Annotated in this window: 6 protein-coding genes; all 6 read left to right on the top strand. The window is 67.8% G+C overall.

Going from position 1 to position 7,599, the window contains the following annotated elements; all coding sequences use genetic code 11:
* Nucleotides 1-196: 196 nt before the first annotated feature.
* Entirely contained in the window at nucleotides 197-1,603 is a 1,407-nt protein-coding gene (locus NA8_RS01290) for an FHA domain-containing protein (protein WP_063048466.1), read from the top strand.
* Between the two features lie 205 nt (nucleotides 1,604-1,808).
* The gene (locus tag NA8_RS01295; RefSeq protein WP_014980860.1) at nucleotides 1,809-2,276 is read left to right on the top strand and encodes an FHA domain-containing protein FhaB/FipA; all 468 of its coding nucleotides are present in this window, start codon (nucleotides 1,809-1,811) and stop codon (nucleotides 2,274-2,276) included.
* Nucleotides 2,273-3,778: a PP2C family protein-serine/threonine phosphatase gene (locus NA8_RS01300; RefSeq protein ID WP_063048467.1), complete on the top strand. Its 1,506-nt coding sequence runs from the start codon at nucleotides 2,273-2,275 to the stop codon at nucleotides 3,776-3,778. Before NA8_RS01295 ends, NA8_RS01300 begins: the two co-directional genes overlap by 4 nt.
* Complete coding sequence (locus NA8_RS01305) at nucleotides 3,778-5,262, top strand: FtsW/RodA/SpoVE family cell cycle protein (RefSeq protein WP_063048468.1); 1,485 nt, start codon at nucleotides 3,778-3,780, stop codon at nucleotides 5,260-5,262. The genes NA8_RS01300 and NA8_RS01305 overlap by 1 nt, the downstream gene beginning before the upstream one ends.
* Complete coding sequence (locus tag NA8_RS01310; RefSeq protein WP_063048469.1) at nucleotides 5,259-6,725, top strand: peptidoglycan D,D-transpeptidase FtsI family protein; 1,467 nt, start codon at nucleotides 5,259-5,261, stop codon at nucleotides 6,723-6,725. The genes NA8_RS01305 and NA8_RS01310 overlap by 4 nt, the downstream gene beginning before the upstream one ends.
* A gap of 37 nt (nucleotides 6,726-6,762) precedes the next feature.
* The coding region (locus tag NA8_RS01315) for a serine/threonine-protein kinase (RefSeq protein ID WP_157106453.1) at nucleotides 6,763-7,599 on the top strand (837 nt) is incomplete at its 3' end.

The raw sequence follows: 7,599 nt of genomic DNA on the forward strand, positions 1-7,599 counted from the left end.
ACGCCGGATACGAAATCGCCATTTCAGAGGCCTGACCGGGGGGCTGGACAGGTCCGGGAACCCGGGGCCGTCGCCAAGAGTTACAGGTGTGGACGATCGTGGATATCATGCAATGAACGTGGTCGATTAACGACACGCCATACGCGCGTGTCGTTGTTACGAATCAGGAAGAGACGCGCACCGAAGGGAGGCCTTGATGGGCATCGTTTCGCGATTCGAGCGTCGCCTGCAAGGCGCCGTCGGTGACGTTTTCGCCCGAGCGTTCGGCGGCAGTGTCGTACCCCAGGAGGTGGAGGCGGCGCTGCAACGCGAGGCCGCCGATCATGTCCAGGACGTGGGCGGAGGGCATCTGCTGGCACCCAACAGCTATGTGATCACCATCAACTCCTCCGATCACCAGCAGTTGGACGCCGACCACGACCTCACCACCCGCGCGTTCGCCAAACACCTGCAGGACTACATCCGCGAACAAGGCTGGCAGACCTACGGCGAAGTACACGTGGCGTTCGAGGCATCACCTACGCTGCACACCGGACAGTTCAGGGCGAGTGGCCGCGTCGATCCCGACGCCGGACACAGAGCCGGCGCGGCTCGCGGCCCCGAATCACCGCCACAACGACCTGCAAACCCGCAACCAGGAGCTGGCCCCATGACGCAGAACTCAGGCTACGACCCGAGCCGTGAGCCCGCGGAGTCCGATCCACGCAACCGCGGGTACGCTCCACCGCCTGCCGGTCGCGGCGGTGCGCAGAACGGCGCGTACCGCGACGACTACGGCCGCGGTGGCGCGTACGGGGCGGATTACCAGGCTCCGGACGCACAGCAGGGCTACGGCGACTACCAGAACGGCTACGACTACCCCCAGGGTGGCCAGGGCGGTCAGGGCTACGGCCAGCAGGGTTACGGCGAATCCGGCTACGGCCAGCAGGCCGGCTACGGCGAAGCGGGCTACGGCCAGCAGGGCGGCGGCTACGCCGAACGCGGCTACGGCCAGCAAGGCTACGGCGACCAGGGCTACGGCCAGCAGGGCTACGCCGACCAAGCCTATGGCCAGCAGGGCTACAGCGAGGCCGGTTACGGCCAGCAGGGCTACGCCGAGCCGGGCTACGGTCAGCCAGGCTATGGTCAGCCCGGATACGGTCAGTCGGGATACACCGACCCGAGCTACGGCGATCAGAGCTACGCCGATCAAGGCGGCTACGCCCAGGACGACCAGGGCGGCTACGGACAGGCGTACTCGCAGCAACCCGGATACGGCGCGCCGCAGCCTTACGCGGGCGGCCAAGGCTACGGCGCAGCGCCGCAGGCCGGTTCCGGCTATTCGGCGACCCTCCAGCTGGACGACGGCAGCGGCCGGACTTACCAGCTGCGGGAAGGCAGCAACATCATCGGCCGCGGCCAGGACGCGCACTTCCGCCTGCCCGACACGGGCGTGTCGCGCAGGCACATAGAGGTGCGCTGGGACGGACAGACCGCGATGTTGTCCGACCTCGGCTCCACCAACGGCACGCTGGTGAACGGCTCGCCCGTGCAGGACTGGCAGCTCGCCGACGGCGATGTCATCCGTGCCGGGCACTCCGAGATCCTGATCCGTATCGTCTGATCCCGTAAGCTCGCGGTGCAGGTCACGACATGGCTCTCGAGGGATTCGTCGGCCGTATCGTGATCGAACTCGACCGACGGCCCTATGATGCTGCCTACACACGCGCGGCGCCGACACCGGGGCCGGCAAGACCAGCAGGCTGGTGGGGGTGGTCGAACCGCACCTACGGCACCGACGTACACGGTCGAACAGGAGGTGGAGCGCCGTGCAGGGACTGATCCTGCAACTGACCCGTGCGGGGTTCCTTCTGCTGTTGTGGTTGTTCGTGTGGGCTGTGCTGCGCACGTTGCGCAGCGACATCTACGCGGCATCCGGCATTCGGATTCAGCCCAGGGCCGCACGCGGTTCCGCGGTGCTGCCTTCCTTCAGCCGGGGCCAGAAGGGCGCCAAATTTCTTGTGGTGACTCAGGGTTCACTCGCCGGCACCCGCATCTCGCTCGGCACCCAACCGGTGCTGATCGGGCGTGCGGACGACTCCACGCTGGTACTCACCGATGATTACGCCTCGACCAGGCATGCGCGACTGTCTCCGCGTGGTGACGACTGGTACGTGGAAGACCTCGGCTCGACGAACGGCACCTATCTCGATCGCGCGAAAGTCACCACCGCCGTCCGTGTTCCACTCGGCACGCCTGTCCGTGTCGGCAAAACAGTGATCGAGCTGCGATCGTGACACTTGTTCTCCGCTACGCAGCGCGCAGCGACCGTGGTCTCGTCCGAGGCAACAACGAAGACTCCGTGTACGCGGGCGCCCGGCTGCTCGCACTCGCCGACGGCATGGGTGGCCATGCCGCGGGAGAAGTCGCGTCCCAGTTGATGATCGCCGCGCTCGCCCACCTCGACGACGACGAACCCGGCGACGATCTGCTCGGCAAACTCGACGCGGCGACCCGAGAAGGCAACGCCGCCATCGCCGATCAGGTCGAGGAGGAGCCCGAGCTCGACGGCATGGGCACCACGCTCACGGCAATCCTGTTCGCGGGCAAGAAACTCGGCCTCGTGCACATCGGCGACTCCCGCGCCTACCTGTTGCGCGGCGGCGAGCTGGCCCAGATCACCCGGGACGACACATTCGTCCAGTCGCTGGTCGATGAGGGCAGGATCACACCGGAGCAGGCGCACACGCACCCGCAGCGTTCGCTGATCATGCGCGCGCTCACAGGCAACGAGATCGAGCCGACGCTGATCATGCGCGAATCGCGCGCCGGCGACCGCTACCTGCTGTGCTCCGACGGTCTCTCGGACGTGGTCAGCGACGAGACCATCGCGAACACGATGCGCGAGGGCACCACCGACGAGTGCGCCGACCGGCTCATCGAGCTGGCGTTGCGCAGCGGCGGTCCGGACAACGTGACCGTCGTCGTGGCCGACGTCATCGATCTGGACTACGGCCAGAGCCACCCGATCGTGGCGGGCGCCGCGTCCGGCGTCGACGAGGACACTCCTCCGCCCAACACCGCCGCGGGCCGGGCTTCCGCTCTGCGTCCGCCGCGCTCCGCGCCGCGCCGGGCCGCCGCCGCGCCCGAGCCGCCCGCGAAGAAGTCGCACCGGCTGCGCTGGATCGTGCTCGCGCTGGCGCTCGTCGTCGCCGTCTGCGTCGGGCTCGTGGTCGGCTACAAGATGATCCGCAGCAACTACTACGTCGGCGCCGACGACGGTTCGGTGGTGATCCTGCGCGGGTTGCCCGGGTCGATCCTCGGCTACTCGATCCATGACGTGAACCTGGTCGGGTGCGTGACCCGCAACGGTGAACTCACCCTGGCCGAGCCCGGCGCGGATCCGCCCTCCTCGTGCAAGCCGCTGAAGGTCAGCGATCTGAAGCAGACCGGCCGCGATCAGGTGGACAAGGGGTTGCCGCCGGGTTCGCTGGACAAGGCCAGGGATTCGATGACCTATCTGGCCCAGCGAGAACTGCTGCCGCCGTGCCCGGTCAAGGGATCGGCGCCGCAGCCGGGGGTCGTCCCGCCTGCCGAGACCGCACCGCCCGCACCCAACGGCGCTCCGCCCGTACCGGCCACCACCACACCGGCGCCTGCGCCTGCGCCTGCGCCGGAACAGGGTGACGCCAGGGGCACCGAGATCAAGACGCCGACCAAGTCGGAAGCTCCTGCCACACCGTCGAGCACCTCGCCCAATCCCCAGACCACGGGGGAGAACTGCCGGGTGACGGACTGATGTCCGCGCCGGCACCGCCGTCGGCTGGGGCTTTTCCCAGCCCCCCGGGCGGCTTCGCTCCCGCGCCGCCGCCGAGCACCAGACGAAATGCGGAACTGCTGCTGCTCGCGGCGGCAGCGGTCATCACCACCGTGTCCCTCTTCCTGGTCGAGGCCAGTCAGGAACAGTCGATCACCTGGGATATCGCCAAGTACGGTCTGGCCTACCTGGCGCTGTTCGCGGTGGCGCACCTGGCCGTGCGGCGGTTCGCCCCGTTCGCCGACCCGCTGCTGCTGCCGATCGTCGCGTTGCTCAACGGACTCGGTCTCGTGCTGATCCATCGGCTCGACCTGGCCGATCAGCAGACCGCCGCCTACAACTCGTGGGCGACCCCCTCCCCCGACGCCAATCAGCAGATCCTGTGGACCGCGCTGGGCACGCTGGTGTTCATCACGCTGCTGATCGCCCTGCGCGACTATCGCACCCTCGCCCGCTACAGCTATACCCTCGGCCTGATCGGCCTCGTCGCGCTGGCCATCCCGGCGCTGCTGCCCAGCGCGTTCTCCGAGACCAACGGCGCGAAGATCTGGATCCGGCTGCCCGGGTTCAGCGTCCAGCCGGGTGAGTTCGCGAAGATCCTGCTGATCATCTTCTTCGCGTCGGTGCTGGTGGCCAAGCGCGAGATCTTCACCGCCGCCGGGCGTCACGTGCTGGGCATGGAGTTCCCGCGCGGCCGCGACCTCGGTCCGATCCTGGCCGTCTGGATCGTCTGCATCGGCGTGCTGGTATTCGAGAAGGATCTCGGTACCTCACTGCTGATCTTCAGCACGGTGCTGGTGATGCTCTACATCGCCACCGAACGGGTCGGCTGGCTGGTTATCGGCAGCGGGCTGCTCGCCCTCGGATTCATCTTCGCCTACCAGTTGTTCGGCCACGTGCGGGTCCGGGTGGAGACCTGGCTGCACCCGTTCGACGACTACAACAACACCGGCTATCAGATCTCGCAGTCACTGTTCGGCCTGGCCACCGGCGGTCTCGCCGGAACCGGCCTCGGTAGCGGCAGGCCCAGCCAGGTGCCCTTCGCCAAGACCGACTTCATCGTCACCACGATCGGCGAGGAACTCGGCCTGATCGGGCTCGCCGCGGTGCTGATGCTGTTCCTGGTATTCGTGGTACGTGGGCTGCGCACCGCCCTCGCGGTGCGCGACAGCTTCGGCAAGCTGCTCGCGGCCGGTCTGTCGTTCACCATCGCGATCCAACTGTTCGTCGTGGTCGGGGGTGTGACCAAGCTGATTCCGCTGACCGGTCTCACCACTCCGTTCATGTCCTACGGCGGCTCCTCGCTGTTGGCCAACTACGCGTTGCTGGCGTTGCTGATCAAGGTCTCCGACGCCGCCCGCGCACCCGCCCCGGTGCGTAAGAAGGAACCGGCGCCGATCGCCGACGCGCAGACCGAACTGCTGCGCCGCGACGGGGGACGACCGGATGCGGGGCCGCTGACATGAACACTCCACTACGCCGAGTCGCGGTCGCGGTGATGGTCATGGTCGTCGCACTGCTGGCGAACGCCACCTACGTACAGGTGATCAAGGCCGACGACCTGCGCTCGGATCCACGCAATTCCCGGGTGCTGCTGGACGAGTACGCCCGCCAGCGCGGGCAGATCTCGGCGGGCGGCACCGTGCTGGCCAGCTCGATCGCGACCGACGATCGCTACAAGTACCTGCGCGCCTACCCGAGCGAGCCGGAGGCGTACGCGCCCGCCACCGGCTTCTACTCGATGCAGTACGGCAGCACCGGATTGGAACGCGCCGAGGATTCGATGCTCAACGGCTCCGACAGCCAGCTGTTCGGCAGCCGTCTCGTCGACCTGATCTCCGGCAGGGACCCGCGCGGCGGCAACGTGCTCACCACGCTCAACCCGTTGATGCAGAAGGTCGCCTACGACCAGATGACCAGCAAGGGCTACACCGGCTCGGTGGTGGCGATCGAGCCGAGCACCGGCAAGATCCTCACCATGGTGTCCACGCCGAGCTACGACCCGAACCTGCTGTCCGGGCACGACGGCGCGCGCGGCACCCAGGCGTGGGAAACGCTGAGCGCGGATCCGAACCACCCCATGTTGAATCGGGCCATCTCGCAGACCTATCCGCCCGGGTCCACGTTCAAGGTCGTGGTCACCGCCGCCGCGCTGGCCAACGGCGTCGCGACCCCCGACGACCAGTTCACCGCCGCCCCGACCTTCACACCGCCCGGCACCAGCACTCCGATGGAGAACTACAACGGCACCACCTGCGGTCCGAACCCGACCGCTTCGTTGTTCGAGGCGTTCCGGCGCTCGTGCAACACCGCGTTCGCCGAACTCGGCATCAAGGTGGGTGCCGCGGACCTCAAGGACGAGGCGGCCGCGTTCGGTGTGGGCCCGCACCGGGGGATCCCGATGCCGGTGGCGGAGAGCACCGTCGGCCCGATCTCCGACGACGCCGCCTTGGCGCAGAGCAGCATCGGTCAGCGCGACGTGGCGCTGACCCCCTTGCAGAACGCGGTCGTCGCGGCGACCATCGCCAACGGCGGCGTCCGGATGGAGCCGTACCTGGTCGATCAGTTGCAGCGCCCGGATCTGAGCGAGCTGACCAAGACCAAGCCGGTGTCGGTCGGCCAAGCCGTCAGCGCCGATGTAGCGTCGACCGTAACCAACTTGATGATCGCGTCGGAGAGCAACACCTCCGGAGGTGGCCAGACCCCTTATCAAATCGCGTCCAAGACCGGCACCGCGGAGCACGGGACCAACCCCCGTAACACGCCGCCGCATGCTTGGTATATCGCGTTCGCCCCCGCGCAGAACCCGAAGATCGCCATCGCGGTGATCGTGGAGAACGGTGGGGACCGGGCGCTTGCCGCGACCGGTGGCTCGGTCGCCGCGCCGGTGGCTCGCGCGGTTCTGGACGCCGGTCTTCGAGGGGGCTGAACGATATGGATGTGCGAGTGAAGGTACGGGGACCTCGATGCTGAACAACGGTGCGATGATCGCCGACCGATACCGGCTGCAGCGACTGATCGCGACCGGCGGCATGGGCCAGGTCTGGGAAGCGCTGGACACCAGGCTCGACCGCAGGGTCGCGGTCAAGGTGCTGAAATCGGAGTTCTCGGCCGATCCGACGTTCCGGCATCGATTCCGCACCGAGGCGAAGACCACCGCCCAGCTGAATCACCCCGGGATCGCGGGCATCTACGACTACGGCGAGACCATCGACCCGCAGGGTAGCGAGATCGCTTACCTCGTCATGGAATTCGTCCAGGGCGAGCCGCTGAACACCGTGCTCAACCGGCTCGGCAGGCTGTCGGTACCCCAAGGACTCGATCTGCTCGAGCAAACCGGGCGCGCGTTGGACGTGGCGCACCGCGCGGGCGTCGTGCACCGTGACGTGAAGCCGGGCAACATCCTGGTCACCCCGACCGGCCAGGTGAAGATCACCGACTTCGGTATCGCCAAAGCGGTGGACGCCTCCCCGGTGACGAAGACCGGCATGGTGATGGGCACCGCCCAGTACATCGCACCGGAACAGGCGGTCGGCGAGGACGCCACCGCGGCCAGCGATGTGTACTCACTCGCCGTGGTCGGTTACGAAGTGCTGGCCGGACAGCGGCCGTTCACCGGCGACGGCGCGATCACCGTCGCGATGAAGCACGTGCGCGAGACACCGCCCCCGATGCCGGCCGATCTGCCCGGCAACGTGCGCGAACTGATCGAGATCACGATGGAGAAAGACCCGTCGCGGCGCTACTCCAGTGGTGGTGAGTTCGCCGACGCGGTCGCCGCCGTGCGCGCGGGCCGCCGCCCG

This window comes from Nocardia arthritidis NBRC 100137 (genome assembly GCF_001612765.1).
Lineage (GTDB): Bacteria > Actinomycetota > Actinomycetes > Mycobacteriales > Mycobacteriaceae > Nocardia > Nocardia arthritidis.